General features: G+C 71.3%; 28 protein-coding genes. 10 read left to right on the top strand and 18 right to left on the bottom strand.

All coding sequences use genetic code 11. The features are described 5' to 3' along the window. Position 1: 1 nt before the first annotated feature. Positions 2-2,065 (bottom strand): thioredoxin domain-containing protein, encoded by a 2,064-nt coding sequence (locus tag A3IC_RS0144555; protein ID WP_020556540.1) that lies wholly within the window; start codon positions 2,063-2,065, stop codon positions 2-4. A gap of 209 nt (positions 2,066-2,274) precedes the next feature. Between A3IC_RS0144555 and A3IC_RS0144550 the strand changes: the two genes are divergently transcribed. Further along, on the top strand, positions 2,275-2,706 hold the full coding sequence (locus A3IC_RS0144550; protein ID WP_020556539.1) for a nuclear transport factor 2 family protein: 432 nt from the start codon (positions 2,275-2,277) through the stop codon (positions 2,704-2,706). Here A3IC_RS0144550 and sigJ read toward each other — a convergent pair. From sigJ to A3IC_RS0144535, 3 genes are all read right to left on the bottom strand, one after another. Next, positions 2,703-3,788 carry an RNA polymerase sigma factor SigJ gene (gene sigJ, locus A3IC_RS60150; protein WP_052174085.1) on the bottom strand — a complete coding sequence of 362 codons (1,086 nt, stop codon included), beginning with the start codon at positions 3,786-3,788 and terminating at the stop codon, positions 2,703-2,705. The genes A3IC_RS0144550 and sigJ overlap by 4 nt on opposite strands. Before the next feature lie 169 nt (positions 3,789-3,957). Then, positions 3,958-4,233, bottom strand: a complete 276-nt coding sequence (locus tag A3IC_RS0144540) for a DUF4873 domain-containing protein (RefSeq protein WP_020556536.1) — start codon at positions 4,231-4,233, stop codon at positions 3,958-3,960. Further along, entirely contained in the window at positions 4,230-4,490 is a 261-nt protein-coding gene (locus A3IC_RS0144535) for a hypothetical protein (protein ID WP_020556535.1), read from the bottom strand. The genes A3IC_RS0144540 and A3IC_RS0144535 overlap by 4 nt, the downstream gene beginning before the upstream one ends. 211 nt (positions 4,491-4,701) lie before the next feature. Here A3IC_RS0144535 and A3IC_RS0144530 point away from each other — a divergent pair, with 211 nt between their 5' ends. Then, positions 4,702-5,664, top strand: a complete 963-nt coding sequence (locus A3IC_RS0144530) for a quinone oxidoreductase family protein (protein ID WP_020556534.1) — start codon at positions 4,702-4,704, stop codon at positions 5,662-5,664. A gap of 77 nt (positions 5,665-5,741) precedes the next feature. Then, a complete protein-coding gene (locus A3IC_RS0144525) occupies positions 5,742-6,383 on the top strand; it encodes a TetR/AcrR family transcriptional regulator (RefSeq protein WP_020556533.1) in 642 nt (213 codons plus the stop codon). 204 nt (positions 6,384-6,587) lie between these two features. Here the strand turns inward: A3IC_RS0144525 and A3IC_RS0144520 are convergent, their stop codons facing one another. Both A3IC_RS0144520 and mca read right to left on the bottom strand, forming a co-directional pair. Next, entirely contained in the window at positions 6,588-6,857 is a 270-nt protein-coding gene (locus tag A3IC_RS0144520) for a hypothetical protein (RefSeq protein ID WP_020556532.1), read from the bottom strand. Between the two features lie 130 nt (positions 6,858-6,987). Continuing rightward, entirely contained in the window at positions 6,988-7,842 is an 855-nt protein-coding gene (gene mca, locus A3IC_RS0144515; RefSeq protein ID WP_040878334.1) for a mycothiol conjugate amidase Mca, read from the bottom strand. A 170-nt stretch (positions 7,843-8,012) separates the two neighbouring features. Here mca and A3IC_RS60145 point away from each other — a divergent pair, with 170 nt between their 5' ends. Together A3IC_RS60145 and greA are read left to right on the top strand one after the other, a co-directional pair. Next, positions 8,013-8,399 (top strand): DUF4307 domain-containing protein, encoded by a 387-nt coding sequence (locus tag A3IC_RS60145; RefSeq protein WP_020556530.1) that lies wholly within the window; start codon positions 8,013-8,015, stop codon positions 8,397-8,399. 262 nt (positions 8,400-8,661) lie between these two features. Beyond that, entirely contained in the window at positions 8,662-9,159 is a 498-nt protein-coding gene (gene greA, locus A3IC_RS0144505) for a transcription elongation factor GreA (RefSeq protein WP_026219448.1), read from the top strand. A gap of 93 nt (positions 9,160-9,252) precedes the next feature. Here greA and A3IC_RS0144500 read toward each other — a convergent pair whose 3' ends face one another. From A3IC_RS0144500 to A3IC_RS0144485, 4 genes are all read right to left on the bottom strand, one after another. Beyond that, positions 9,253-10,104, bottom strand: coding sequence for an ABC transporter permease (locus tag A3IC_RS0144500; protein ID WP_026219447.1), 852 nt, complete (start codon positions 10,102-10,104; stop codon positions 9,253-9,255). Next, positions 10,104-11,150, bottom strand: a complete 1,047-nt coding sequence (locus tag A3IC_RS0144495; protein WP_020556527.1) for a daunorubicin resistance protein DrrA family ABC transporter ATP-binding protein — start codon at positions 11,148-11,150, stop codon at positions 10,104-10,106. The genes A3IC_RS0144500 and A3IC_RS0144495 overlap by 1 nt, the downstream gene beginning before the upstream one ends. Positions 11,151-11,422: 272 nt before the next feature. Continuing rightward, a complete protein-coding gene (gene ilvA, locus A3IC_RS0144490) occupies positions 11,423-12,646 on the bottom strand; it encodes a threonine ammonia-lyase (protein ID WP_040878333.1) in 1,224 nt (407 codons plus the stop codon). Between the two features lie 69 nt (positions 12,647-12,715). Next, entirely contained in the window at positions 12,716-13,213 is a 498-nt protein-coding gene (locus A3IC_RS0144485) for a MarR family winged helix-turn-helix transcriptional regulator (protein WP_020556525.1), read from the bottom strand. A 294-nt stretch (positions 13,214-13,507) separates the two neighbouring features. On the opposite strand from A3IC_RS0144485, the gene A3IC_RS60140 reads away from it, so the two are divergent. Together A3IC_RS60140 and A3IC_RS0144475 are read left to right on the top strand one after the other, a co-directional pair. After that, positions 13,508-13,993: a SigE family RNA polymerase sigma factor gene (locus A3IC_RS60140; RefSeq protein WP_020556524.1), complete on the top strand. Its 486-nt coding sequence runs from the start codon at positions 13,508-13,510 to the stop codon at positions 13,991-13,993. Continuing rightward, the gene (locus A3IC_RS0144475; RefSeq protein WP_020556523.1) at positions 13,990-14,685 is read left to right on the top strand and encodes a hypothetical protein; all 696 of its coding nucleotides are present in this window, start codon (positions 13,990-13,992) and stop codon (positions 14,683-14,685) included. The genes A3IC_RS60140 and A3IC_RS0144475 overlap by 4 nt, the downstream gene beginning before the upstream one ends. Before the next feature lie 117 nt (positions 14,686-14,802). Here the strand turns inward: A3IC_RS0144475 and A3IC_RS0144470 are convergent, their stop codons facing one another. The 5 genes from A3IC_RS0144470 to A3IC_RS0144450 form a co-directional block, all read right to left on the bottom strand. Next, positions 14,803-15,951, bottom strand: a complete 1,149-nt coding sequence (locus A3IC_RS0144470; protein WP_020556522.1) for a cystathionine gamma-synthase — start codon at positions 15,949-15,951, stop codon at positions 14,803-14,805. Positions 15,952-16,040: 89 nt separating this feature from the next. After that, entirely contained in the window at positions 16,041-16,829 is a 789-nt protein-coding gene (locus A3IC_RS0144465) for a hypothetical protein (protein ID WP_026219446.1), read from the bottom strand. Positions 16,830-16,887: 58 nt separating this feature from the next. Further along, positions 16,888-17,736: a hypothetical protein gene (locus tag A3IC_RS0144460; RefSeq protein WP_020556520.1), complete on the bottom strand. Its 849-nt coding sequence runs from the start codon at positions 17,734-17,736 to the stop codon at positions 16,888-16,890. A 234-nt stretch (positions 17,737-17,970) separates the two neighbouring features. Beyond that, the gene (locus A3IC_RS0144455) at positions 17,971-18,231 is read right to left on the bottom strand and encodes a Txe/YoeB family addiction module toxin (RefSeq protein ID WP_020556519.1); all 261 of its coding nucleotides are present in this window, start codon (positions 18,229-18,231) and stop codon (positions 17,971-17,973) included. Then, a complete protein-coding gene (locus A3IC_RS0144450) occupies positions 18,228-18,479 on the bottom strand; it encodes a type II toxin-antitoxin system Phd/YefM family antitoxin (protein WP_020556518.1) in 252 nt (83 codons plus the stop codon). The genes A3IC_RS0144455 and A3IC_RS0144450 overlap by 4 nt, the downstream gene beginning before the upstream one ends. Before the next feature lie 191 nt (positions 18,480-18,670). Between A3IC_RS0144450 and A3IC_RS0144445 the strand changes: the two genes are divergently transcribed. Both A3IC_RS0144445 and A3IC_RS60135 read left to right on the top strand, forming a co-directional pair. Beyond that, positions 18,671-19,138: a hypothetical protein gene (locus A3IC_RS0144445; protein WP_020556517.1), complete on the top strand. Its 468-nt coding sequence runs from the start codon at positions 18,671-18,673 to the stop codon at positions 19,136-19,138. A gap of 186 nt (positions 19,139-19,324) precedes the next feature. Next, positions 19,325-20,326 carry a fibronectin type III domain-containing protein gene (locus tag A3IC_RS60135; RefSeq protein ID WP_020556516.1) on the top strand — a complete coding sequence of 334 codons (1,002 nt, stop codon included), beginning with the start codon at positions 19,325-19,327 and terminating at the stop codon, positions 20,324-20,326. 42 nt (positions 20,327-20,368) lie between these two features. Here A3IC_RS60135 and A3IC_RS60130 read toward each other — a convergent pair whose 3' ends face one another. The 3 genes from A3IC_RS60130 to A3IC_RS0144420 form a co-directional block, all read right to left on the bottom strand. Further along, on the bottom strand, positions 20,369-20,872 hold the full coding sequence (locus tag A3IC_RS60130) for a DUF4186 domain-containing protein (protein ID WP_020556515.1): 504 nt from the start codon (positions 20,870-20,872) through the stop codon (positions 20,369-20,371). Positions 20,873-20,899: 27 nt separating this feature from the next. Next, positions 20,900-21,418: a GNAT family N-acetyltransferase gene (locus A3IC_RS0144430; RefSeq protein ID WP_020556514.1), complete on the bottom strand. Its 519-nt coding sequence runs from the start codon at positions 21,416-21,418 to the stop codon at positions 20,900-20,902. A gap of 556 nt (positions 21,419-21,974) precedes the next feature. Then, a complete protein-coding gene (locus tag A3IC_RS0144420) occupies positions 21,975-23,714 on the bottom strand; it encodes an MFS transporter (protein ID WP_020556512.1) in 1,740 nt (579 codons plus the stop codon). 74 nt (positions 23,715-23,788) lie between these two features. On the opposite strand from A3IC_RS0144420, the gene A3IC_RS0144415 reads away from it, so the two are divergent. After that, complete coding sequence (locus tag A3IC_RS0144415; RefSeq protein ID WP_079027081.1) at positions 23,789-24,844, top strand: helix-turn-helix transcriptional regulator; 1,056 nt, start codon at positions 23,789-23,791, stop codon at positions 24,842-24,844. The last annotated feature ends 43 nt before the right edge of the window (positions 24,845-24,887 follow it).

Below are 24,887 nucleotides of genomic sequence, written 5' to 3'. Positions count from 1 at the left end.
GTCAGGCCCGGGCCACCGCCTTGGCCAGCACCTGTTCGGCCAGTTGCTCCGGGTCGGTCACCGGGGCGTCGCAGGTGAAGTGCCGACACACGTACGCCGCCGGCCGGCCGGCCACCAGCGGCCGGTCGCGCAGCAGCGGTACCGGCGACTCCTCGGCCGGGTCGCCCATCGCGACCACCGCGCCGGGGGCGGTGGACATCAGCGCGGTCAGGTAGAGCGCCCAGGTCGCGTCGTCGTCGCGCGGGCCGACCACGGCGATCTCGCGCGGCCCGTCCAACCACGCCTCGGCGACCGCCAGGCCCCAGCCGATCGCGCGCGGGGCGCGGGCGGCCAGCACCCGGACCAGACCCAACGCGCGGCCGGCCGCTTCGCGGTGTTCGGGCGAGCCCAGGTGCGCCGCGTAGCCGAGCAGGGCACCGGCCGCGCCGGTCCAGCCCGACGGGGTGACCCCGTCGGTGGGGTCCTGCGGTCGGCGGAAGAGCTCCTCGGCGTCGTCCGCGGTGTCGTACAGCGCGCCGTCCTCGTCCACGAAGTGCCCCAACACCACGTCCACGAGCACGCCGGCGAAGGTCAGCCACGCATCGTCCGAGGTCACCGCGTACAGCGCGAGGAAGCCCTCGGCCACGTCCGCGTAGTCCTCGAGGACGCCCGCGTTCGGCCCCGGGCGACCGTCGCGCGAGGTGCGCACCAGCCGGTCGCCGAGCTCGTCGTCCTCGTCGCCGCCCAGATGCACCGCGAGCAGCAGGTCGGCCGCCGCGAGCGCGGCGTCGAGCAGGTCGGGGCGGGAGAACAGGGTGCCGGCCTCGGCCAGCGCCGCGATGGCCAACCCGTTCCACGCGGCCACCACCTTGTCGTCACGGCCCGGCCGGGTCCGCTCCGCGCGTGCGGCCAGCAACCTCGCCCGGACGTCGGTCAGTCGCTCGATGTCCTCGGGGTCGTCGAGCAGTTGCAGTACGGACATGCCGTGCTCGAAGGTGCCCTCCTCGGTCACCGCGAACACCTCGGCCGCCCACGCGCCGTCCTGTTCACCCAGCACCTCGATCAACCGGGCCGGGGTCCAGGCGTAGAACGCGCCCTCCACCGACCGGCCCTGCGCGTCCAGGCTGTCCGCGTCCAACGCGGAGGCGAACGCGCCTTCGGGAGTGCGCAGTTCGCGGACCACGAAGTCGGCCGTCTCAAGCGCGATCCGGCGGGCAAACTCGCTTCCGGTGACCCGCCACAGATGGGTGTACACCCGGATCAGCTGGGCGTTGTCGTACAGCATCTTCTCGAAGTGCGGCACCACCCAGGCGGCATCGACCGAGTAGCGCGCGAAGCCGCCGCCGAGCTGGTCGTAGATGCCGCCCCGGGCCATCGCCTCGCACGTCTCCTGGGCGATCTCCAGGGCGGCCTCGGACTCGGTCCGGGCGTGGTGGCGCAGCAGGAACTCCAGCACCATCGACGGCGGGAACTTGGGCGCGTCGCCGAAGCCGCCGTGCGCGGTGTCGTAGTCGCGCGCGAGCAGGGTCAGCGCCGCGTCCAGATCCTCGGCGGTCGGCACCTCGCCGCCGGTGTGCAGGTCGCGCGGGGCGGCCAGGGAGGCGGCGATCTGGAGGCCGGTGCGGCGTACCTCGTCGTTGCGGTCGACCCATGCCTTGTTGATCTCGTACATCACCTGCCGAAACGACGGCATCCCGCGGCGCGCCTCGCTCGGGTAGTAGGTGCCGCAGTAGAACGGCTCCCCGTCGGGCGTGGCGAACACGGTCATCGGCCAGCCGCCCTGGCCGCGGTTCATCTCGACCGTGGCCTCCATGTAGACCGCGTCCACGTCCGGGCGTTCCTCGCGGTCGACCTTGATCGCCACGAAGTTCGCGTTGACCATCGCGGCGGTGGCCTCGTCCTCGAAGGACTCGTGGGCCATCACGTGGCACCAGTGGCACGCGCTGTATCCGACGCTGAGCAGGATCGGGACATCACGGCGGCGGGCCTCCGCGAACGCCTCCTCCCCCCAAGGCCACCAGTCGACGGGGTTGTCGGCGTGTTGGAGGAGGTACGGCGATGTGGATCCAGCGAGACGATTCGGCATGGAGCCATCCTCGCGTGCCGGCTCCGGAAATCACGGGAGGCCCCTCCCGGGGGTCGACCGGACGCGGCGGGGTGCTCGACGAGCGTTCGTTCGCGGTTGCCGGGTCCGGTCGATCAACGCGGTTGTCAGGGGCGCTCGTCAGGGTCGCGGGCTTGATCCGTCAGCCATCGAAACCATCAGCCGGCAGAACACAGGACCGGGGCCTCTTCGTGGGCGACGACGACGTGCGGCAGTTCGGCATCCGTATCCATGACCGGTGGACGGCCATGTGGAACGGCGACCTCGACCTCGCCGAGCGGATCATGGCCCCGGAGTTCACACTGCGCTATGCCCAGCCGGGCACGGAAGCGTTCGACGATGCCCGTACTCCGCGGCAACTCGCCGACATCATCGCGGCCTGGCGTCGAAGCCGCCCCGGCCTGCGCTTCGAGGCCGAGGGCTCGCCGGTCGTGGACCTGCGATCCGCCGCTGGCGGCGCCCCGATCGGCCTGGTCGCCCGACCGTACCGCGCCGCCTACCCGGACGCGGAGGGTCGGCCCGTGGCAAGGAGCGGAACCGACACCCTCAGAGTCACGGACGGCTTGATCAGCGAGGTCTGGTCCGTGTCCTCCGGCGTCGGGGGACGGACCTTCTACCGCTAGGGCGTGTCCGGCCGGAGGTCTCGGGGGGCCGCGTCGGGGCCGCGTCGGCCGATCTCACGAGGTGGGTGCGCGGCCGGCCGAGCCGATGCCCGGGCCGACGGCCGATCCGGTCGAGGGTGCGGGCGAGCGGGTTTGGTCCCGGTGTTGTGGCCCACCGTCCACGGCCGGAGCTTCTCGGGGTTGCGTACGGCCCAGATGTGCGTGACCCGGTCGTTTGCGACGTCGAACGCGTACACGGTCACGATGACGCCGTCCTGCTGGGCGACCAGGCCGGGCCGACCGTTGACGGTGCGCTCCAGGATCGTCAGGTCGGCCCGCCTGCCGGCGAGATCGACGAGGCCGCGCGCGAGCTGCTCGGCGCCTTCGAACGGGCGGCGCACGGTGGTGGCGAGGCCACCACCGTCGCCGGTTGCCGTGACATCCGGGTCGAGGAGGCCGATGAGGGCGTCGATGTCCTTGGCCTCCCAGGCTTGCCTGAACCTTCTGACGATGGCGGCCTGCCGGGCGGTCGGGGGCGCGGGTGTGTGCGAGGTGCGGATGCGCCGGCGGGCCGATGAGGCCAGTTTGCGGCAGGCCGCCGGCGTGCGGCCGACGATGTCGGCGACTTCGGCGAAGGGGTAGCGGAAGACGTCGTGCAGGATGAAGGCGACGCGTTCGGCCGGGGTCATCGATTCGAGTACGACGAGGAAGGCCATGTTGATCGACTCGTCGAGGGTGACGCGGTCGGCCGGGTCGATGGTGGTGCCGCCCGCCCGACCGCACGACCACTCCGCGGGTTCCGGGAGGGGCTCGGGGATCCAGTCGCCGACGTACTTCTCCCGTCGGGCTCGCGCCGAGCCGAGCACGTTGAGGCAGATGCGGGCGGCGACCTTGGTCAGCCAGGCGCCGGGGGATTCGATGGCTTGCCGCTGCTGTGCGGACAGTGTGTACCAGCGCGCGTAGGTTTCCTGCACGGCATCCTCGGCTTCGGCGAGGGAGCCGAGCAGCCGGTAGGCGAGGTTGATCAGCTGCCGCCGCTCGCTCATGATCGCGCTCAGGCTCGGGTCGGGTCGGCCGGCTCCCGGCTCGGACGGGGTGGTCATGGTGTCGCCGGCTCCCTCGGTCGGGTCTGTCCTCACCGGTTCGACAAGACAGCACCCCTGAACGTGACGTCGGCGGCCCACCGGTCGTCGACGATCGCCAGGCACGGCGGGGGCTTCTCGGCCACGTGGGGAGCCGGGAGCGATGGACGTCGCCGGCGGTCGCCGCGGGTCAGAACGGGGCGATGCCGGTGCCGGTGATGTGGGCGTGCCGGTCCAGGACGCGGTCGACGATGAACGACGCGGCGCGTTGGTCCACGCGCAGGAGGCGGGTCGCGGCGGAAGCGATGCGGTTCATGTCGACGGTCGGGTCGTCGGTCCACACGCGCCCGCCCCAGGTGCCGCCGGTCTCCAGGCGCAGGTGGGCCTCGACCGGGACGCTCGCGCCGTCGACCGCCACGACGGCGGGCCCGTCGTAGCGGTCCCGGGCACGGGAGGCCCCGGTCACGTCTGGCGTCCGCGGATCTGTGCGACGTGGTCCCCGCTCGCGATGACGACGAACGGATGACCGATTCCGGGAGGCTCGGTATCCAGGCGCAGGAAGCCCTCGGTGCCGGTCTCCAGGATGGGGCCGGCGTCGATGACCGCGGTCCAGACGCGGGGAAGAGTCTCGCCGTCGATCGGCCAGTCGAACAGGTCGATGGTGACCTCCGTGTCGTCGTGGCCGGGGATCGTGACGTAGCCGTGTGCCGCAGTGATCTCCATGATCCGAGTCTGCGTCGGCCCGCTCGATCGCGCCGGCGCCGTCGAAGCCGGCCGGGGTGGCCGGCAGGGGTGGCCGCCGGCGCCGCGCAAAAGCACTCGGGCAGCCAACCGGCCTGCGCAGGACGGATTTGGACTTGCCGGTCCAATTTTGGCGACCTACCGTTCCGGCATTCCCAACCGATGCGCCCGCTCACCCAGAGAGGTGTCACCCATGCACGCGATCCGCATCCAGGAGCACGGCGGCCCCGAGGTCATGCGCTGGACCGAGTTGCCGGACCCGTCACCCGGTCCCGGCGAGGCACTGGTACGGCTGGGCGCCGCCGGAGTGAACTACATGGACATCGGTGCCCGCAGAGAGGGCGGCCCGGGCTGGGCGGCTCCCTTGATCCTCGGCGCCGAGGGGATGGGCTACGTCACCGCCCTGGGCGAAGGGGTTCGGGGTCTCGCCGTCGGCGACCGGGTGGCCTGGTTCTACCACCCGGGCAGCTACGCCGAGTTGCTCGCCGTACCGGCGGACTCGCTCGTCAAGGTGCCCGACGGCATCGGCGACGAGACGGCCGCCGCCGTGATGCTCCAAGGCTTGACCGCGAGCCACCTGAGCACCGAGACCTACCCGATCGGCCCGGGCGACACGGCCGTGATCCACGCGGCGGCGGGCGGAGTGGGCCTGCTGCTCACCCGGATGATCAAAGCCCGCGGCGGCCGGGTGATCGGCCTGGTCTCCCGCGAGGAGAAGGCCCTCGTCGCGAAGGAGGCCGGCGCCGACCACGTCCTGGTCCACTCCGGCGGCGGCTTCGACGAGCGGATCAGGGAACTGACCGACGGACGCGGAGCCGACGTCGTCTACGACGGCGGCGGCACCGACACCTTCCACTCCTCCCAACTCGCCCTGCGCCCGCACGGGGTGCACGCCTACTACGGTCCGTTCATGGGCGTCCCGACGCTGCGCCCCACCGACCTGCCCAACAGCATCCTGCTGACCTACCCCGTGGTGCACCACCACGTCGCCACCCGTGAGGCCCTGGTGCGGCGGACCGGCGAGGTGTTCGACCTGCTCCTGGACGGGCGGCTCACCCCGCGCGTCACGGGCCGCTACGCCCTCGCGGACGCGGCCCGGGCCCACGCGGACCTCGAGTCGCGCCGGACCACCGGCAAGCTGCTGCTCCTGCCCTGACCCGGCCGGACCGGGTCAGGGCCCGCCCCGGCTCCACGCGCTTCAATGGGACACGACAGCTCGCACCGGGAGGACATGTGCCGTTGACCCGCAAGGGCGCCGCGACCAGACAGCGCATCGTCGAGGGTGCCGCCGAACAGATTCGCGAACAGGGTGTGTTCTCGTTGCGGCTCGAGGACGTCATGGGCCGCACCGCGACCAGCAAGAGCCAGCTTTTCCACTACTTCCCCGGTGGGAAGGACGAACTGCTCCTCGCCGTCGCCCGGCTGGAGGCGGCCCGGGTGATCGACGACCAGCAGCCGGAGCTGGGCTCCCTCACCTCCCGGGCGGCCTGGCACCGGTGGCGCGACAAGGTCGTCGCCCGCTACCGCGAACAGGGCGTGGACTGCCCACTGCACGTGGCTCTCTCCGGGATGGGGGCGGCCACCGACGCCGCGCGAACCGTGGCCGGCGAACTGCTCCAGCAGTGGCAGCAGCAGCTCGCCGCGGGCATCCGCCATATGCAGGACAGCGGCGAGATCGCCTCCGGACTGGATGCCGACCGCGAGGCCGCGGCCCTGTTGGCCGGTATCCAGGGCGGCGTACTGATCCTGCTGACCACGGGCCACACCACCCACCTGGAGGCCGCCCTCGACCTGGGCATCGCCCACTTGGGCATCTCCGACCGGCGCCGGGAGCCGGATCGTGCTCACGATCGCGCGCAGGGAGCGCAGAGTTGACGGCCGTAGCCCGGTAACCGGCACGCCGGATGCCGCGCCCCGCGGCCTGCGCCCTTCTTCGACGCGTGCGGATCGTCGTCGCCGACGCCCGCCACTCTGCGCTCGGGGGGTTGGGTGGCGGGGGTCGTTCCAGCGTCGGGTCGGACCGGACGAAGCGTGGCCGGCAGCGCCCACCGGACGGCCCGCCGTCGTGGCGCGACCCGCTCAGGCCACCGGTGCCCCGTTGCCTTCCTTGCGCTTGGCGGCGTCGGCGTCGGCGTCGGCGTCGATTTCGGCCTCGGCGGCGGCATCGGCCTTGGCCGCCGGGTCGGCCGGCTTGCCGCTCTCGTCGAAGTCCACCCGCTTGAGCTGCTTGTTCATCGACTTGAGCAGGAGCCAGGTGGCGACCGCGATCGCGGCGACCACCACGAACCCGAGCAGGCCGGGCGTGACCTTGCTCTCCTCGACCGCGAGCTGGAGCGCGAGCGGTGTCATGACGAACTACCTCCTGGATCGGAACCCCTTGTGAACAAGAGTGACATCCGATCGGCGGGACGTGTGCACCGAGGGCCCGGAGAGATGCTCTCCGGGCCCTCGTTCGGGTCATACCAGGATCGTCGAACGGCTAGTGCCGTACGCCGACCCGGACACCCGCGAACAGGTCGTCCTCCGGCAGGTCGGTGTCCACCAGCGAGCGAACCAGTTCGTAGTCCTCGGTCGGCCACACCTCGCGCTGCACCGAGATCGGCACCCGGAACCAGAAGCCGTCCGGGTCCACCTGGGTGGCGTGCGCGATCAGCGCCCGGTCGCGGGTCTCGAACCAGTCGGCGCACGGGATGCGGGTGGTGATGTCCCGCTCGTCGCGGTCGCCCCAGCGCTCCAGCCACTCGCCGTAGGGCGATTCCAGGCCGCGGCTGATCATGCCCTCGTGCAGCGCCTCGATCCGGGCCCGGGAGATGCCCTGGTTGTAGTACAGCTTGAGCGGCTGCCACGGCTCGCCGGAGTCCGGGTACGCGTCCGGGTCCCCCGCGGCGTCGAAGGCCACCATGGTGATCTTGTGCGTCTGGATGTGGTCGGGGTGCGGGTAGCCGCCGTTCTCGTCGTACGTGGTGATCACGTGCGGGCGGAACTCACGGATCAGCCGGACCAGCGGCTCGGCCGCCTTGTCCACGTCGAGCACCGCGAAGCAGCCGTCCGGGAGCGGCGGCAGCGGGTCGCCCTCGGGCAGTCCCGAGTCCTCCCAGCCCAGCCACGCCTGCTGCACGCCCAGGATCTCGCGCGCCGCGTCCATCTCCTTGCGGCGCACCTCGTGGATGTTGGCCTCGATCTCCGGATTGCCCTGGAGAGCGGGGTTGAGCACCGAGCCGCGTTCGCCGCCGGTACAGGTCGCGACGAGGACCTCGGCCCCCTCGGCGACATAGCGCGCCATGGTGGCCGCGCCCTTGCTCGACTCGTCGTCGGGGTGCGCGTGCACCGCCATCAGCCTCAGCCGATCGTCACTCACCGGAACGTCGCTCCTCATCCGTGCCCCGTGTCCCAGCCGCCGGGTCGTACCGCCGGGACCTGTCGAGGGCCGCTCTTGCACCGGACATATAGTGGCCGATAGATCTCGCTCGGGCACAAACCCGGGCCCGTCCCGCAGGAGACCCGGTGAGCGCAACGCCCGTCACCCGTTACGGCAAGGGCGCCACCCGAAACGATCGCAAGCTGCGGATCGCCTTCGCGGTCTTCATGGTCGTGCTCGTGGCCGGGACGGTGTGGATCGGCCTCGATGTGGCGAACCCCGGCGTGCGCGGGTCTATTCCGAGCTTCGAGGTCACCTCGGATTCCTCGGTCGAGGTCCGGGTGGAGATCCGCAAGGACGCCGACAAGGAAGCCGTCTGCGTACTGCGCTCACGCGATCGGGACGGCGCCGAGGTGGGGCGCCGCGAACTGCGCTTCGCCAAGGGCGCCAAGCACATCGAGCGCACCGAGACGCTCCAGACGGCGGGCCGACCCAACACCGCCGAACTGGAGGATTGTCACACCGTCGGCTGACCGGCGGGTCGGTGCCGATCGCGGATCGGCCTCCCGAGTCGCCCGGGTGCGCGTGACTGCCCGAGACGTCGGGAGATTGTTACTCTCGAAGCTTCGTCCCCTCACGACCCGAGGTGTTCACACCGCGGACGGTGAGGGGGCGCTGGTATATGTGACACCTCTCCGGCCGCCCGGGCCCGCCCCGACGGCCGGTCGGGTCGCGTGTACCTCTTTCGTACGCACCGTGTACGCAACCCTGTCGCAGACCTACGAGGAGCACCCCGTGACCCAGACCAGCGAAAGCGTCACCTGGCTCACCCAGGAGGCGTACGACCGGCTCAAGGCCGAGCTGGAACACCTGTCGGGTCCCGCCCGTGCCGAAATCGCCGTGAAGATCGAAGAGGCCCGCCAGGAAGGCGACCTCAAGGAGAACGCGGGCTACCACGCGGCCAAGGAGGAGCAGGGCAAGCAGGAGCTGCGGATCCGCCAGCTCATCGGCCTGCTTCAGAACGCCAAGGTGGGCGAGGCCCCCGCGGACGACGGCGTGGTCGAGCCCGGCATGGTCGTCACCGTCGTCTTCAACGGCGACCACGACGACCCCACGACCTTCCTGCTCGGCTCGCGCGAGGACGCCGTGAGCGACGTGGACGTCTACTCGCCGCAGTCGCCGCTGGGCAAGGCGATCAACGGCAAGTCGGTCGGCCACAAGGCCACCTTCGCGCTGCCCAACGGCAAGAGCACCAGTGTCGAGGTCCTGGCGGCCAAGCCCTACAAGGGCTGAGCAACGACCCGAAGCGGCCCGCGCTCCCCGCATCCGGGAGCCGGGCCGCTTGCGCTCTTTTCGAGCCGGGCAGTCGTACGGTCGGGCGATCGGTCAGGAGACCGCGGAGCGATACTTGCGCACCGACCAGGTGCGGAAGACCGCGATGATCACCAGGGACCACAGCAGCGACGCCCACACCGGGTGCTGCATGGGCCAGGCGTCCGACACCGCGTCCGCCCCCGGCGTGCCGAACAGCACCCGGGCGGCCTGCACCGTCGCGCTGAACGGGTTCCAGTAGGCGATGTGCTGGAGGAACGTGGGCAGCGTGGTCGGCGGCGCGAACGCGATGGACAGGAACGACAGCGGGAACAGCCAGATCAGGCCGCCGGACGTGGCCGCCTCCGGAGTGCGCACGGACAGCCCGATCAGCGCACCGATCCAGGAGAAGGCGTAGCCCAACAGCAGCAACAGCGCGAGCCCGCCGAGGCCCTTGAGCAACCCGTCGTGCATCCGCCAGCCGACGATCAGCGCACACATCACCATGACCACCATGGTGAGCGCTGTCTGCACGGCGTCGGCGATGGTACGGCCCGTGAGCACCGCGCCGCGCGACATCGGCAGCGAGCGGAACCGGTCCATCAGGCCCTTGTGCATGTCCTCGGCGATGCCCGCACCCGCACCGGCGGTGGCGAAGGTGACGGTCTGCGCGAAGATGCCCGCCATCACGTAGTCGCGGTAGGCGGTCTTGTCCTCGACGCCGGGGATGCCGATCGCGCCGCCGAAGACGTAGGCGAACATCAGCACGAACATGACCGGCTGGATCATCCCGAAGATGATCATCTCCGGGATCCGCATCATCCGGATCAGGTTGCGCCGAGTCATCACGATCGAGTCGCGCACCGACTGGGCCAGGCCGCCACGCACCACAGGTTCGCTCACGGGAGTTTCGGTCAGTACGGCCATCACGCCTTCACCGCCTTGACACGGCCACGCTGCGGGCCGTCCTCGCTGAGGTTCTCGTCGCCGCCGCCGTCGTCGTCGCCGCCGTCGCCGTTGTTGCCGTTCTCCGACTCCGCGGCATGGCCGGTGAGCGAGATGAACACGTCGTCCAGGGTGGGCCGGCGCAGCCCGATGTCGTCGATCTCGATGCCACGCGCGTCGAGTTCGCGGATGATCTCGGCGAGCAGCTTGGCGCCGCCGGTGACCGGCACGGTGATCCGCCGCTGGAGCTTGACCACGCCCAACTCGCCCTTGCCGAACGAGGCGAGCATCTCGCTCGCGTCGGCCAGCCGTGCCGCGTCGTGCACGACCACCTCGACCCGCTCGCCGCCGACCTTGGCCTTGAGCTGGTCGGCGGTGCCGCGCGCGATCACCTTGCCGTGGTCGACCACCGCGATGTCGTGCGCGAGGTGGTCGGCCTCCTCCAGGTATTGCGTGGTGAGCAGCAACGTGGTGCCGCCCGCGACGAGTTCCTCGATCACCCGCCACAGCGCCATCCGGTTGCGCGGGTCGAGCCCGGTGGTCGGCTCGTCCATGAACATCACCGGCGGGCTCACCACGAGCGCCGCGGCCAGGTCGAGCCGGCGGCGCATGCCACCCGAATAGGTCTTGGCGGGCCGATCGCTCGCTTCGGACAGGTCGAACTGGGCGAGCAGTTCGTCGGCCCGGCGCTTGGCGTCGCGGCCGCTGAGCTGGTACAGCTCACCGACCATCCGCAGGTTCTCCCGGCCGGTCAGGTACTCGTCCACGGCGGCGAACTGGCCGGACAGGCCGATCGAGCGGCGGACGGCGTCGGGATTCCTGAGCACGTCGTGACCGGCCACGACGGCTCGCCCGGAATCGGGTTTGAGCAATGTGGTCAGCACGCGTACGCATGTCGTCTTGCCTGCGCCGTTCGGTCCGAGCAGGCCCAGGACGGTGCCGGTGGGCACGCTCACGTCCACGCCGTCGAGTGCTCGGACCGAGCCGAAGGTCTTGACCAGACCTTCGGCGACGATCGCTTCCTGCATATCGGTGGATCACTCCTCGTCCGGATGGGGCATGGGGGCGGGCCGATCGCTTGAGATCTCCACCATGCGCCCCGACGCACCGAGCATGCGACCGCTTTTCTCCGGAAGCGTAACTCTTCGTGTCCGGTCGACGGCGCTTCCGAGGTCGCCCGTTCGTGCGTCGACGAACCTCGTCTGCCTCTCGGCCGCGTCCTCCGTGGGCGGACATGGCTTGACTGCCCACCCAAGCACACGGCCCCGACAATCGGTCCGGCAGGCGGCCCCGGCGCGGCTCAGCTCTTGGTGACCGTGTACCCCGCGCCGTACAGCGCCTCGACCACGGCCGCGCAGTGGCTGCGGCCCTTGGTCTCCAACTGCAGGTCCACATCCGCCTCGCCGACCCGCAGCGTCGCGTCGGTACGCACGTGCGACACCGCCGCGATGTTGGCGTCGGTCTCCGCCAACCGACCCAACAGGGTGGCCAGCGCGCCGGGGCTGTCGGGGATGCGCACCCGCAGCGACAGGTAGCGCCCGGCGGAGGCCAGACCGTGCCGCAGCACCCGCAGCATCAGCAGCGGGTCCACGTTGCCGCCGGACAGCACCGCCACCACCGGGCCCTCGATCGGTTCGCCGGTCTCCAGAAGCGCCGCCACCGACGCGGCGCCGGCGGGCTCGACCACCAGCTTGGCCCGCTCCATGCACAGCAGCAGGGCCTGCGACAGCGACTCTTCGCCGACCGTGCGGATGCCGTCCGTGTGTTCGCGGATCAGCGCGAACGGGACCTCGCCGGGGCGGCCGACCGCGATTCCGTCGGCCATCGTGCCGAACGAGGGCAGCGACACCGGCGCGCCGGCGGCCAGCGAGGGCGGGTACGCGGCGGCGGACGCCGCCTGCACGCCGATCACCTTGACGTCGGGGCGAAGTGCCTTGACCGCGACCGCGATTCCGGCCAACAGGCCGCCACCGCCGGTGCCCACCAGGATGGTCTTGACCTCGGGGCACTGCTCCAGGATCTCCAGCCCGACGGTGCCCTGGCCCGCCACCACGTCGTGATGGTCGAACGGGTGGATGAACACCGCCCCGGTCTCGTCCGCGTACGCGCGCGCGGCGGTGAGCGCGTGCTCGACGTTGTCGCCGCCCAGGATCACCTCCGCACCGTACGAGCGGGTCGCGGCCACCTTGGGCAGCGGCGCGCCGGCGGGCATGAACACCGTGGACGCGACGCCCAGGGTGCGGGCCGCGAGCGCGACGCCCTGGGCGTGGTTGCCGGCGCTCGCCGCGACCACGCCCCGGGCGCGCTCGTCCTCGGACAGACCCGCGATCCGCACGTACGCGCCGCGGATCTTGAAGGACCCGGTGCGCTGGAGGTTCTCGCACTTGAGGTGAACCGGCGTACCGACACGGTCGGTCAGCGCCCGACACGACCTGATCGGCGTCTCGCGAACGACGCTCTCCAGCATCTTTCGCGCGATCCGGATGTCGTGCAGGGTCACCGTGGCCGGGGCTGGGCTGCTCATACGCCGAGTGTCGCACCAACCGCCCCTGCGGATGCGCCGGGACTCCTCGGCCCCGGTGGTGCCGAGAGTTCAGGAGCCGGCCGGGTTTCGGCTCTGTCGGCGCTCCATCGAGGCGTTGAAGCGGGTGAGCAGCTCGGTGAATCGCTCGCGATCGTCCAGGCTCCAACCGGCGCAGATCTCCGCCATCAGGCGCTGCCGGGCGTGCCGGACCTGGTGCAGCCGGTCCCGACCCTCGGCGGAGAGTTCGAGCAGCACGGCACGGCCGTCGTCGGGATTGGGCACTCGATCCACCAGACCCTGTTCCACCAACGGGGTGACCTGCCGGGTCACCGTGGACGAGTCGATGGTCATGGCCTGTGCGAGTGCCTTGACACCCATCGGCCCGCCCGTCTCGAGCCGGCCGAGCAGCAGGTAGGCCGCACGGTCCATCGAGTTGCGCAGTTCGCCGACGGCACCGAGCCGGGTCTGCTCGGCACGGCGCGCGAACAACGCCACCTCGTGTTGCAGGCGGTCGTAGAGCGGGTCGGCAGAGCCGGTGGGGTCGTCATGGGCCTGGTCCGGTGTCATCGCCGCTCGTTCGTCGATCGGATGTGGTGCTCCGAAGGATATTGCGCGGACCGGGATCAGCGGGCCCGACCGGTCGATTCCACCCCGCTTTGGTGTCGCGCGCTCTACCGTGGCGACAGCGGAGGGTTGTGGCGTCGTCGCTGGCCGGTGGGGGATCGTCGACGGCACCGAGTGGCGAGGGCGACATGTCGCGATACGCGACTACCCGAACGGGTGTGGGGCAGCAACACAGAGAGCGGCGACGGCAACGGGCCGGCCCGAGGGCACCCGCTCGGCGGATCTGCGGGAGGGACCGTGCACAGGCGCGACGCTCGCGAGTTCGATCTCTTCGTCAACACCGTAGGCGTCCAACTGTTGCAGGCCGCCGACCTGCTCACCGGCGACCGACAACGCGCCGAGCGTCGGGTCGAGCGGGCCTTGGCGCATACGTGCGTGTACTGGAGCAGGTTGCCCGACCGGGATCCGGTGCGCATCGCGTGGCGCGCGCTGATGGCCGGATACCTGGACCCGTGGCGACCGGGACCACGTGGTCATCGAGGCGACCTCCCCTACGGAGGCGAGCCGTTCGCCACCCTGGACCGACTCGGCCGCATCGAGCGGGCCACCGTGGTGCTGCGTCTGTACGCCCGCCTGGACGAGTACGACGCGGCCGAGGCGCTGGGGCTGCCGATCGAGACGGTGGCCGGCGCGTGGCGGCGCGGGATGGCCCAGATGCCGGTGGCCGGCACGCCGTCGCACGGGGAGCCGCAGCCGGTCGCGAGCGCGGAAGCGATCCGATGAGCGTGACGGCACCGACGCCGGGTGCGGCGGACCCGGAGGAGATACCCGAGCCGCCGGAGTTCCCGTATCGGCCGCTGCCCGCGAACCTGGCCCGGCGGGTGCGTCGGCGGGCGTCCCTGCGCCGACTGCGCCACCTGCTCGGGTCGGCGCTGCTGGCCGGCGCGGCGGTCGGCGGGTTGTGGCTGGCCGTTCCCGGGACCGGCGACGGAGGCGGATTGCCGCCGGCGCCGCCGAACCCGACTCCGCTGTGGCCGATCGAGAACGAGGAGCCGCCTCCGCTGCGCACCGATGTCGGGCTCGGCGGTTCGGTGTGGATCGGCGACGCGGGGCCCGAACGCGGTTCGTCGTGGTGTCTGGGCAGCGTGGCCGAGCCGAGCGCGCCGACCTGCCGCTTCCTGCCGACACCCGGCCGCCTGGACACGACGGCCCTGGATCCGGGCGTGTACGCGCCGACCGGGCAGCGCCTGGTGGTCGCGATCCTGGTCGGCCAGAGCATGCCCGCCCCGGCGGTACGCGGCGAACTGCGCGAGCCGACCGCTGCCCGACAGATGCGCCTGGACCGCCCGCCCGGACTGCCCGGCGTCGCCTACCTGTGGGCCTTCACCACCGAGACACCGATCTCGATCACCGTCTACGACGAGGCGGGCAACCTGGTGACCGCGTGCTCGGCGTGCACGGAGACGACGCGTTAGGCCCGGGCTCCGAAACGCGCGCCCCAGCGCCGGGCGAGCCGGTCCCGGCCCGTCCGGCGCTCCGGGACGCCGGGGCCTCGGGCCGGCCCCGTTCGTCCGGCGCGAGCCGCGAGTGCGTCAGCCCAGCGCCCGTTCCAGGTCCGCCAGCAGGTCGTCGGCGGACTCGATGCCCACGGACAGGCGGACCAGGTCGCCGGGCACCTCCAGCGGCGAACCGGCTGCCGATGCGTGGGTCATCCGGCCCGGGTGCTCGATCAGCGACTCGACGCCGCCGAGCGACTCGCCCAGGATGAACAACTCGGTCCGGTTGCACACCTGTACGGCGGCCTCCTCGCCACCGTTCACCCGGAACGACACCATGCCGCCGAACGCCTTCATCTGCTTGACCGCGACGTCGTGTCCCGAGTGCCCGGGCAGCCCGGGATACAGCACCTCGCTCACCCGGGGGTGACGCGACAGCAGGTCCACGACGCGCTCGGCGTTCGCGCAGTGCCGGTCCATCCGAACCCCGAGGGTCTTCAGACCGCGCAGTGTCAGCCACGCGTCGAACGGCGCGGGCACCGCGCCCATCGCGTTCTGGTGGAAGACCAACTCGGCGGCCAACTCCGCGTTGTTCACCACGAGCGCGCCGCCGATGACGTCGGAGTGCCCACCCATGTACTTCGTCGTCGAGTGCACCACGACGTCGGCGCCCAGGTTCAGCGGCTGCTGGAGGTAGGGCGAGGCGAACGTGTTGTCCACCACGAGGAGCGCGCCCGCGTCGTGCGCGACGGCCGCCAGCGCGGCGATGTCGGCGACGCCGAGCAGCGGGTTGCTCGGCGTCTCGCACCACACGAGGCGGGTCACGCCCGGCCGGATCGCGGCGCGCACCGCGTCGAGGTCGCCGGCGTGCGCGGGGGTGTACTCGATGCCCCACCGGGAGGCGACCTTCGCGAACAGTCGGAAGGTGCCGCCGTAGGCGTCGTCCGGGATCACCGCGTGGTCGCCGGGTGCGCACAGGGAGCGCAGCAGGCAGTCCTCGGCGGCCAGGCCGGACGCGAAGGTCAGTGCCCTGGTGCCGTCCTCCAGGGCCGCGATGCATTCCTCGAGCGCGGTACGGGTCGGGTTGCCGGAACGGCTGTACTCGTAGCCGCCGCGCAGCCCGCCGACGCCGTCCTGCTTGTATGTGGACACCTGGTAGATCGGCGGAACCACGGCCCCGGTCAGCGGGTCGGGTTCCTGCCCGGCATGGATCGCCAGGGTCTCAAAGCCGTGCGATTGGGTCATGGCCGAAACGTTAGTCGCCCGGGCGGGCGGGCGCTCACGCGTCATGCGGGCGCGAACGCCGCACCGGCCGGACACCGCCTCGAACGCGGCTACCGGCGCACCAGCCGGTCCAGCATCAGGCGGGCCGCCTGGTTGCCGCGGGTGCGCACGTCGGGCACGCGGTCGGCGGTGGGGGCACTGAAGTAGGACGACATCACGACGGTGTCCTTGCGCACCGTCAGCACGACGTACGGGTACGGTTCGCCGCCGCCCTTGGGGTGCATCAGGCCCTCCTCGGCGAACACCTCGTCCGCCTCGGCGAACGTGGGCTGCGCGGCACCGGGGGTGTCCTTGGCCCGGGTGCCGTCCGAGTAGGTGCGAGTCGGGCAGCGGTCCTTGACCTGGTGCGCGTTCTGCACCTGCTCGCGCGCGCCGCGCACGTCCTTGTGCACGATCACGGTGGTGCTGCCGCTGGAGAGCACCGACGCCTGTGCGGTCTCCGGCATTTGCACCTGGCGCACCCACTGGCCGAGGATGCTCGCCGGCAGCGGCACGCTCTGCTGTGTGCAGTCGGCGGCGTAGTCCGTCCAGGTCTCGCCGGCGAACTCGTACGTGCTCTGCCTGACGAAGCCGGTCCCCCAGTCCTCCGGGGTGAGGGCGAGCGACGCGGCCAGTGCCTGTGCCTGCTCCGGGGTCCGGCTCGGCGGTGCGGACGTGCCGGCCGGGCGGGTGGTGGTGGGGGTCGGGCCGGGGCCCTTGGCCACCGGGGCCGCGCCGGTGGGCGACGCGTTCGGGCCGACCGCGAACGGGTCGTCACCGTCGTCGGCGCAGCCCGCGAGCAGCAGGATGCCGAGAACCGGACCGATCGCGCGAACCACCGCTCTGCCTGTGCCGTACATGCCGATGTTCCCCCCGTGAGCGTGAAGCTCCATGGTAATCAGCGGGGTTGCGGCGGGATCAGCGCAGTTGTACCCGGGTTCGGGCGACCATCTTGGCCAGCGCGTCGATGGCCTGGTTCTTGGCCGACTCGAAGGTCTTGTCGCCCCGGTCCACGACCGCGGCGGTGAGCACCATCTGGCCCTGACGCGCGGTCACCCACACGTACTGGAACGGCGGCCCGCCACCCCGGCCGAACCACTGGGCCCGCGCCACGTGCACCTCGTCGATGCCCGGCACGGTCAGGTCGAAGACCTGGATGCCGTTCAGCTTCTCGTCCCCGGCGAGCACCTGGTTCGGGCAGCGCCGCCCGTCGGCGATGCCGATCCGCATGTCGGTCTGCGCCGCGGCGGTGTCGGCGTACACGGTCGCGGAGGACGTCGCGAGCGTCTTGCTGAGGTTGTCCACGCTCGGTTGGCCGTCCGGGATGTACACGTAGCGCGCCATGGTTGCGAGCGCGCCCGGCACGGTGCCCTGGACGACCTGCTTGCAGTCGGTGCCGGTGATCACCCGATCGAGGGCGCCGTACTCGTAGTTGCGCTCCTGGGGGACGTAGGTCGGACCCCAGTCCTTGGGTACCAGCGCGACCGTCGCGACCAGCGTCTTGGCCTGCGCGGTGGTGAGCGGGACGTCGGCCCGCTCGGTCGCGGTGGGCCGCGGCGGAGCGCTGGTCACCGGCGGCTCGGGGGTGGCCGGGTCCGGCGACGGCGGCGGAGGCGGCTCGGTTATCCCGTCCCGGCTCGCGCTCGCGGTGGGCGAGTCGGTCGCCCCCAGGCCGAACGGGCCACCCTTGGACGAGCCGCCCTGACACCCGACCAACAGCGCGCCGCTCACGATCAGAGCCGACCCCGCCGCCACCACCCGCATCATGGAATGCCCCCGATTTCCGCACACGTCGCCTCGACAACCATTGAAGCCGGTGGCGCGGCCCCCCGGGCGCGAACGCCCGTACTGCGGGGCCCCTTTCGGCTCCTTCCGCGGACTCGGCAGGGTCGCCGTTCCGGCTCCGGTCAGGGTCTACGCGGGTTCCATGTGAGTTGTATGGGAGTCGGTCCGGCGGGCGACATCAGGGGAGGACCGCAGACCGTCTTTGCGTGATTGGCGCTATTTGCCGTAGTGGTATCGGCAGGCGGCGATCCGGATGTGGTCGTCCGCGATCTTGTAGACGAGGCGGTGTTCTTCGGTGATCCGGCGCGACCAGTAGCCCTGGAAGCCGTGCTTGAGCGATTCGGGCTTGCCGATGCCCTCGTTGCCGTTCCGCCTGATGTCGTTGATCAGCTCGTTGATGCGCTTGAGCACCTTGCGGTCCTCGGTCTGCCACCAGAGGTAGTCGTCCCACGCATACTCGTCCCACGTGAGCTTCACTCGGCGAGCTCGTGCCGCTCTCCACCGCCGGATTCCAGTCGCTCCATCGCGGTGATCAGCCGCCGGGCGTTCTCCGGGCTGCGGAGCAGGTAGGCAGTCTCCTTCAGCGACTGATAGTCGTCGAGGGAGACGATCACGACGGGCTCGTGCCCGGCCCGGGTGATCACGACTTCTTCGCGGTCGTTCACCACGGAGTCGAGCGTCTCGGCGTACTTCGCCCGAGACTCGGAGTAGCTCATGGTCTTCATGGGAGACCTCCTATACGTACAGAATAATGTACGTACGAACGGTGAGACCGGCAAGCGAGGCCCCCAAGCCCTGATCCGACTTCCGAAATGACATGCTTTGGTCATATTCGGGAGGTGGGATCTTGTTCGGCGGCTCCAGCCGCTTCAGCGGCTCCGGTGAATCGAGTGCGCCCGCTCGGCGGGCCGAGCCCGTGCAGCGGCTGTTGTTCGGCGGCGTGTACGGAACGGTGTTGGGCAGCACGATGGCCGCTGCCCTGGCGAAGGACAGCGGGGTGCCCAATCCCGGCTACGACGCGTTGTGGGTGCTGCTCGCGGCACTGGCATCGGCAGCGGCGCACGGCTACGCGCATGCCATCGCACACCGCACCGCCGACCCGACGACGGTCGCCGTGAGCACCGCGCGGTCGGTGCTGACCGAGTGGCCGCTGGTGGTCGCGGTACTGCCGGCGGTGGCGGCGCTGCTCGGCGCGCAGGCGAGATGGTGGGGCGAGGAGTCCGCGATCGAGGTGGTCCTGTTCCTGAATACGGCGACCCTGTTCGGCTGGGGCCTGTCGGCGGCCCGAGTGGCCGGCCGGGGCTGGGCCGCGGCCTGCCGGGTCGGCGGGGTGGACATGCTGCTCGGCCTGTTCATCGTGGGAGCCAACACACTGAGCAAGTAGCCCCCGCAGGCCGCGCGGGCCGGACACGGTCGAGTGAACCGCTCGGCTTTCGACCGGCGCGTCAAACCCCGATTCGGGGCGGAGGATCATTTTCCCGACCGTCTTTCGCTTGTCGTGGGCCGGGTGCTGTGCCATATATGTCTAGACCAATTGCTCTCGGTGGAGAGAGGCATTGTGGCGCGACGGATGGCTTGGATCGGCTTGTCGGGGTTGGCCGTTGCGCTCGTGGTGGCGGGATGTTCCGAGGACGGGCGGGATACGACGGCGCCGGCGGTGCCCGGTGAGGTCAGTGCGCTCGCGTCGAGTTCGGTGTCGGTGCACGTGATGTGGCGCGCCGATCCGGACGTCGCGGTGTTCGAGGTGTATCGCGGGGACGCGAAGGTGCTGGATGTGACCGGCGGGCGGCACATGGTCGACGTCGGCGGACTGACCCCGGGGACCGCGTACTCGTTCTCCGTGCGGGCCCGGGACCGGGCCGGCAACGTGTCGCCGGCGAGCGCATCGGTCCCGGCCACGACGTTGTCCGTGGCCCGGGGCGAACGGGTGCCGCCGACCGCGCCGCGCAACGTGCGCGGGCAGGCCCGGGGGGCCGTCGGCGCGACACTGGCCTGGGAGGCCGCCACGGACGACGTCGGGGTGAGCGCATACGACATCTGGCAGGCCGGCGTGCGGGTGCACAGCGTGGCCGGGGGGCTGACCACGGCGGTGGTCACCGGCCTGCGACCGGGCACCGAATACAGCTTCACCGTCACCGCCCGCGACGCCGCGGACAACAAGTCACCGGAGAGCAACGCGGTGACCGTGGTCACCGAGCAGGGCGCCGGGGACGGACGCGACACCGCCCCGACCGAGCTGCGGGCGGTACCTCGGGTCGCGGTGGACGGCACCTACGTGGACCTGAGCTGGATGCCGCCGGATGTCGACGGGACGGTCGCGAGCTACGAGGTGTACCTGGACGGGAAGTTCCTGACCACGGTGATGTGGGGCGTGGCACCGCCGCCCGGGACGGCGCGGTACAGCCTTCCGCTGGGTGATCGGCCGGTGGCCGGGCACGTGCTGAAGATCCGCGGCCAGTTGCCGGACGGTAAATGGGGCGCCTTCTCCGCCGACCTGACCCTGTCGGACGCGCCCTCGGCTTGGGACCCGGCGACGACCACGACGGCGCCGGCCGGGCCGGGCGGCTCCTGAGGATCGACTCTCGGGAGCCGGCCCCGGGCGACCGGCAGAGCGTCAGCGCGAGCGTGCGGCGCGGGTCGCGCGGGCGGACCTGGTGGAGCCGGTCGGGTTCTCCGGGACGGTGGGCATCGCCGAGCGCGGGGCGCGGGCCGCGCGACCGCTCGGCTTGGCGACCGGGCCGATCTCCCGGGTCAGCCACAGGCAGATGACGTTGACGACGTAGTTGAGCTCGGCCTTGTCCAGCGGCCGGCCCTTGGGGATGGCGTGCAGTTCTTCGAGGCAGCCTCGGCAGCACGTGCCGGTGGCGTGCTGGGCGACGAACACCGGGTGGCCCCGATACGGGGTCTGCCGGCCTTCCTTGCTGGGCTTCGCGGGGCCCAGGCGACGCGCGACCAGGTCGTACGCGTACCAGCGCACGCCGGATTCGCCCAGCGTCAGGGCGACCGTACGCTCCCGGCCGGGCAGGTGGAACTTGGCGCGGGAGGGCAGCTTGCCGATCGCGTCCAGGCGGGCGTCGAGCGGCTCGGGCCTGGCGCCCTTGGAGGTCTTGGTTGTCATATCGCCTCCAACGGTAACCCGTCCGGCTCAGCCCAGGTACTTGTGGAAGAGCGTGCTGGACCGCAACACGCCCGACGGGTCCGCGGCATAGGCCGGGATGGCGCCCGACTCGATCCAGCCGGCGCTCTTGTACAGATGCTCCGCACCGCTGCCGGTCGGGGTGTCCAGGGTGAGCAGGCTGCGGCCCGCCGCCGCCGCGAACTGCTCTGCCGTGGACAGGAGTTCACGCCCCAGTCCGTTGCCCCGAGCGCGCCGGTGGACCAGCAGCTTGGACACCGAGGCGCGATGCCGGCTGTCCGGCATGCCGGCGAATCGGAGCTGGATGGTCCCGGTGACGCCTTCGTGGTCCGAGGTCACCCACACCACGGTGCGATTGCTGCGTATCTCGGTCCCCTGGGTCGCCCACCACTCGGCGGCCGCGTCGATCGGCAACGGCGTGAGGAAGCCGACCCCGGCCCCGTCCTCGACCGCGTCCACGAGCAGCGCGGCCAGACCGGGGGTGTACGTGACGAGATCGATCGCGGAAAGCCGGACGGGCGTTGTCATACAACCATTCTCGCGCGCATCCCTCGCTGCCCGGACCGGGGCGGTCAGGGGGCGCGGTCGTAGGTTTCGCGGTCGATGAGGGCCTCGGCGACGTGCGCCCCGGACCGGCCCTGGACGGCGCGATGGGCGTCGGACACGGGACACGGAGTCGGGGCTCGGATACGCGGTGCGCACGGGCGGGACGCCCGCACTCAGCCCCGCTCCAGAAATCGCAACACCGCGACGGCACACCGGTGACCAGGAAGACGACTCGCCGCCGAACACGCTCGGCCCGACACGGCACGGCGGACTGAAGGGTCATGTCCACGACGGTAGGGATCGCGGCGGCTGCCGAACCAGGGAGCCGGCATCCCGAACGAGGGTGAACCCAGTGCCACCACACTGCCCGACAGGTGAATCCGACTCCGGGAAGTGGTCGACCTCCGGGCCGAGTTTTGTTCCCGGCCCGCCGAGGCTTGGGTTCGGGTCGTCGAGGCTTGGGTTCGGGTCGTCGAAAACGCCGATCGGCGCGGGCCCCGGGGAGGGGTTCCGCGCCGATCGGCGGTGGGCTCGGCGGTCAGGCCAGGGACGGTTCGCGCGGCTCCGGTGCGGAGGCGGGCGAGGTGTCCGGCTCGGTGAACTGGTTCTCCCGGGCCCGCTTCGGCAGCAGGAAGCCCAGGGCGAAGGCCACCGCCGTCAGCCCGAGGGCGAGCAGCGTCGTGCGCTTGACCGCGTCGACCGAGGAGCGGGTGTGCGTTTCGGCGCCCGCCTTGGCGACCGCCGCGGCGGAGGCCGGGGTGACCGGGATGCTCGTGCAGCTCGCCGGGAGCCGGTCCGGGTCGGTGGCGTTCTCCCGGGCGTCCACACACGCCCGCAGCCCGGCCACGATCGCGTCCTGCGTACTCACCGGAACACCCGCCGCGGTCAGCTCCGTGCGCAGCTTCGGTGCCGCGTTCTCGTCGAAGTTGTGGGTGGCCTGAGCGCCGATCACCCCGAAGAACACCGTGCCCAGGATCGCGATGCCCAGCGAGGCGCCGAGCTGCTGGAGGGATTCGAGCGCCCCGGACGCCGAGCCGACCTCGTGGTCCTCGACCTCGCCCATGATGATGTCGAAGACCGGTACGAAGATCATCCCCATGCCGAGCCCGAACAGCCCCAGCGGAGCGAGCAGGTCGCCGGTGCCGACGCCCACCCCGGCGTCCGCGAAGACCAGGTACATCCAGGCGATGCCCACCGCCATCACGCCCAGCCCGATGTGCAGGATGCGCCGGCCCAGCTTGCCCATCACCACGCCGCTGAAGCCGGACCCGACGAACGCGCCGAGCGCCCACGCGCCCATCGTCAGGCTCGCTCGGGTCGGGCTGTAGCCCAGGCCGAGCTGGAGGAACAGGCCGACCGCCATCGAGATCCCGACGATCGCGCCGAAGAACACCATCACGAAGCCGACGCCCGAGGCGTACGACCGGCGTCGGAACACGCCGAGCCTGATCAGCGGCACCCGTCCCGCCGCCTCGCGCCGCAACTGGTGGACCGCGAACCCGGCCAGCACCGGCAGCGACGCCGCACACTCGACCAACGACCAGACCGGCCAGCCGAGTTCGCGTCCCTGGACGAGCGGGTGCACGAGCATGAAGGTACCGACCCCCGCGAGCACCATGCCCAGCACGTCGAGCCGGCCGCCCGCCTCGCTCGGCGGCGCCTTCGGCAACATCCGCCGTCCCATCAGCAGCGCGAACGCGCCCAGCGGAACGTTGATCAGGAAGATCATCCGCCACCCGGTGCCGAACAGGTCGACGTCAACGAGCACACCGGCGACGATCGGCCCCAGCACCGTGGACAACCCGATCGCCGGGCCGAACACCGCGAACGCCTTGCCGATCTCGGCCGGCGGGAACAGGTCCCGGATCAGGCCGAACGTCTGCGGAATCATCAGCGCGCCCAGCAACCCCTGGAGCACCCGCGCGACGATCAGCGTCTCCGGGGACCAGGCGACCGCACAGGCCACCGAGAGCACCACGAAGCCGACCACGCCGACCATCAGCATGAACTTGCGGCCGTACATGTCACCGAGCCGTGCACCGGTGAGCAGGCCCACCGCGAGCGCGAGCGTGTAGCCGGCCGCGATCCACTGGAGACTGGCGTAACTGCCGCCCAGGTCCTGGCGGATCGCGGGCGCCGCGACGCCCACCACGCTGGAGTCGAGCAGGTTCATCAAGGTGGCGGCCAGCACCGCCAGAAGTCCGAGCCAGCGCTGCTTGGGGCCTACGGAGGACTGGGAGATCGGGGTTGCGAGGGTTTTCTCGCCGCTGTTTTCCACGTCTCCGAATCTAAAGGTAGATCAGGCAAGGATCGTTCCTGTTTGCGCGACCCGGAGCCGGCAGACTTCGGCTCATGTTGGAAACCTCCGCGCGACTTTTGCGCATGCTCTCCCTCATGCAGACGCGGCCCGACTGGACCGGCCCCGAACTCGCCGACCGACTCGGCGTGAGCGGGCGCACGATCCGCTACGACATCGAGCGGCTGCGCAGCCTGGGCTACCCGGTGCACGCGCGACGCGGCGTGGTCGGCGGCTATCGGCTCGGCGCCGGCAAGGCGCTTCCGCCGCTGCTGCTGGACGACGAGGAGGCGGTCAGCGTCGTGGTCGGCCTGCGGATCGCCGCCGGCAGCGTCGTGGACGGCATGGACGAGGCGATGCTGCGCGCGCTCACCAAGCTCGACCAGGTGCTGCCGTCCCGGCTGCACCGCCGGGTCAAGGCGCTACAGAAGTACACCGTCCCGGTCCGCCAGACCGGTCCGGCCGTGGACATGGACGTGATGACCGTACTGGCCGGTGCCTGCCGCGACCACGAGCAACTGCGCTTCGGGTACAGCTCGCACGATGGCAAGGAGACCTCGCGGGTGGTCGAGCCCTATCGGCTCGTGCACCGGATGGGCCGCTGGTACCTGGTCGCGTGGGACGTCAAGCGCGAGGACTGGCGCACCTTCCGAATGGACCGGATCACCCCGCGCCCGCCGCACGGCCCCCGCTTCACGCCGCGCGAACTGCCCGCCGACGGCGACGTGGCGGCGTTCGTGAACCAGGGCGTGGAGAGCGTGCGCGGACAGGTCCGGGCCCGGGTGCTGGTGCGCGCGCCGATCGCCTCGGTGGCGGATCGGGTACCACCGGCCTTCGGCTCGTTCGCGGTGGTCGACGACGACACCTGCGTGTTCGAGACCGGTGCGTCCAGCATCGAGAACCTGGCCGTCTACATCAGCCTGCTGGACGCCGACTTCGAGGTCGAGGACCCGCCCGAACTGGTCGACCACATCCGCCGGTTGGCCCGCCGGTACACGGGCGCGACACCGAGCGCCGACGCGGCCGACGCGGACCGTCCCGAGGCTGCCGGGGCCGGCGGAGCCGCCGAGCGCACGGGCGACGACGCCGCGACCGTCCGCCCCGCGCGCTGAGACACGACGGCGCCCCCGACCCCTTCGGCACGAGGGGATCGGG

This window comes from Embleya scabrispora DSM 41855 (genome assembly GCF_000372745.1).
In the GTDB taxonomy this organism is placed as follows: Bacteria; Actinomycetota; Actinomycetes; order Streptomycetales; family Streptomycetaceae; genus Embleya; species Embleya scabrispora.
This window is presented reverse-complemented; position numbering and strand designations above follow the sequence as displayed.